The sequence below is a fragment of the Thermus sp. FJN-A genome, from assembly GCF_054655095.1.
On record NZ_BAAHSC010000239.1, the window covers coordinates 1 to 236 of the forward strand.

Annotated in this window: 1 pseudogene; it reads right to left on the reverse strand. The window is 78.0% G+C overall.

Annotated elements, in window-relative coordinates:
• Positions 1–236 (reverse strand): annotated as a pseudogene (locus ACYQ0J_RS13565) (hypothetical protein); the annotation flags it as partial.

Consider the following 236-nt stretch of genomic DNA (forward strand, 5'->3'; position numbering starts at 1 on the left):
GCGGGCCACCAGGTCCACCCGCCCGGCGTAGCGGTGCTCCGGGTGGAAGACCGCCTCCTCGGAGCGCAGGAGCCTGCCCCCGTTCCCGTCCCACCAGTCCGCCAGGCGCCGGGCCATCCCCCGGAGGGGCTCCTCCTCGGGGAGGGGAGGCCTTTCCCCCTTGAAGTGGGCCTCCGCCCAGGCGTGGAGGTCGGTGCCCCGCCCCGCGGCGCTCCGGGCGGCCCTGTGGTGGGCCT